Below are 2,105 nucleotides of genomic sequence, written 5' to 3'. Positions count from 1 at the left end.
GGTGGCGTCGGCGTGGGTGCGGCGGCGACGGGTCTTCTTGATCACCCACCAGGCGATCATCACGACGAAGACGGCGATGATGCCGTAGTCGAACCACTTGCTGTACTGCTCGATCTGCTGCCAGCGGGAGCCGAGCGCGTAGCCCAGGCCGACGAAGAGCGCGTTCCAGATGCCGCTGCCCAGCGTGGTGAACACGATGAACTCCGGCAGCGGCATCCGGTTGGCCCCGGCGGGGATGGAGATCAGGCTGCGGACCACCGGCATCATCCGGCCGAAGAGGACCGCCCACCGGCCGTGTCGCTCGAACCAGCGGTCGGCCTTCTCCAGGTCGTCCAGGTCGACCAGGGGCAGCCGGTCGAGCCAGCGCTTGAGCCGGTCCTCGCCGGCAGCCGCGCCCAGCCAGTAGAGGACCAGTGCCCCGCCCAGGGAGCCGGCGGTGGCGGCGAGCCCCACCAGGACGACGTTGAACCGTCCCTCGCTGGCCAGGTAGCCGGCCATCGCCAGCACGATCTCGCTCGGGATCGGCGGGATGATGCTCTCCAGGGCGACCAGCAGGGCCACCCCGACGGCGCCGGCGGCGTCGATCACCCCCGCCACCCACCCGGTCAGGCCGCCGAGTTCGGTCGGGTCGACGTTCTCGGCGAGTGCCATCGCGATCCTTTCGGCCGGGTCCGATCAGAGACATCTACCCTGCGGCCCGGCCGTCACACCTGCCCGTGAGTAGGGCCACCCGGGTTCATTCCTCCGGGTGCAGCGCGGCGTCGGCCAGCCCGCGTCGCCAGCCGGTGAACCGGATCCGCAGGCCCGCCCGGGTGGGGGAGCAGCAGTACGGCCCGGCCGTCGCCACCGCGTCCGGGGCCAGCGGTGCGAGCCGGACCAGCCGCCACGGCTCGTCGTCGGCGCGGGCCCGTACGGTGAGCGCGTCCCCGTCGCGGCTGACCCGGACGGTCACCTCCCGCCCGGCCCACCTCGGCACGCCGGAGACCGACCAGTCGGAGACCTCCCGGGTCACCACGGCACCCACCTGCGGCTCGCCGTCGCTGACCTCCACCCCGGCCTTGACCCAGTTCCGGTCGTCCACCCGCACCAGCACGCCGGCCTGGTCGAACTGCTCGCCGTAGTCGAGCACGAAGGTCACCTCCATCGCCTCGCCGGCGGGCAGCGGCGCGAGCAGCGCCGGGGCGTCGTCGTGGACGAAGCCGTACGAGGTGTGCCGCCACAGGTCGCTGCCCTCGGCCGGCTGCACCAGCAACTCGCCCGCCGGCCCGTTCTCGACCCGCACCGGCTCGTTCCACCACTCACCCTCGGCCCAGTCGACCGGTCGCTCCGCGTCACCCATGCCGGCGACCGTACCGCCGTGGCCCGCCCGGACGCCGGCACGGGCCCGGTCGCGTCGGGTGGCTGCCGGCCGGGGTGACCGTCCGGTGTTACGTGGCGGTGCCGTCAGCCGGTGTCACACACGTCCCGGAGGTGCTGGGCGTCGCGGTCCGTCCTGGCCTGCACCACCTCGTAGTCGCTCGCGACCATGCCCGACAGGATGAAGCGCAGCTCGGAGAAGTCCTGCGACAGTGCCACCGTGGCCTGGTGGACGCCGCCCTCGGCCTGGAGGCTCGCGCCCATCATGCCCTGGTACGCGGTCGTGGCGGCGGCCTCCCGGCTCTGCCGGGTCGAACCCGAGGTCCGGTAGAACCGGTCGACGACGGCGAGCGCCTCCTCGCAGCCGGCCGGTTGCAGCGGCGCCAGCGACGGCAGTCGACCCGGGGCGGGCGGCCGCGGCGTCCTGGTGACGGGGTGGTCCTTCGTGGCGTCGGCCGCGGGCGCGGTCGTCTGGTCCGGCGGGGTCCGGTCGGGCCTGGCCCGGTCGGGCGTGGTCGGGTCGGGCCCCGGTGACGGCCCCGCTCCGGCTCCCGAGGCCGGCGGCGGCACGGAGGGCTCCCGTGGCAGCACGTACGTGAGCAGGGTGAGCACGGTGGCCACCACACCGGCGATCGCGCCCACCGCGGCCCAGTCCGGGCTGCGCGACGCGGAGCCGGCTCCGGACGGGCTGCGCCCAGATCGTTGACTGCTGATGTCTCCAATGTAGCGGCGGGCCGGTCCGGGGGCGG

Annotated in this window: 2 protein-coding genes and 1 pseudogene; all 3 read right to left on the bottom strand. The window is 74.2% G+C overall.

Translation table 11 applies throughout. The features are described 5' to 3' along the window. Positions 1–651, bottom strand: a 651-nt coding sequence (locus tag F6X68_RS32360; RefSeq protein WP_151457790.1) for a DedA family protein, incomplete at its 3' end; no start/stop codon positions are given. An 85-nt stretch (positions 652–736) separates the two neighbouring features. Continuing rightward, entirely contained in the window at positions 737–1,339 is a 603-nt protein-coding gene (locus tag F6X68_RS32355) for a DUF1349 domain-containing protein (protein ID WP_151457789.1), read from the bottom strand. A gap of 104 nt (positions 1,340–1,443) precedes the next feature. Continuing rightward, positions 1,444–2,105: pseudogene (locus F6X68_RS32350) on the bottom strand (hypothetical protein); the annotation flags it as partial.

Source organism: Micromonospora sp. AMSO12t (assembly GCF_008806585.1).
Taxonomy (GTDB): domain Bacteria; phylum Actinomycetota; class Actinomycetes; order Mycobacteriales; family Micromonosporaceae; genus Micromonospora; species Micromonospora reichwaldensis.
The sequence above is the reverse complement of the archived record's forward strand: the minus strand, read 5'-3'. Positions and strand labels throughout refer to the sequence as shown.

Excerpts from the sequence above, each read along its gene's own strand:
- F6X68_RS32355 (WP_151457789.1), bottom strand. The coding sequence starts at position 1,339 with ATGGGTGACGCGGAGCGACCGGTCGACTGGGCCGAGGGTGAGTGGTGG.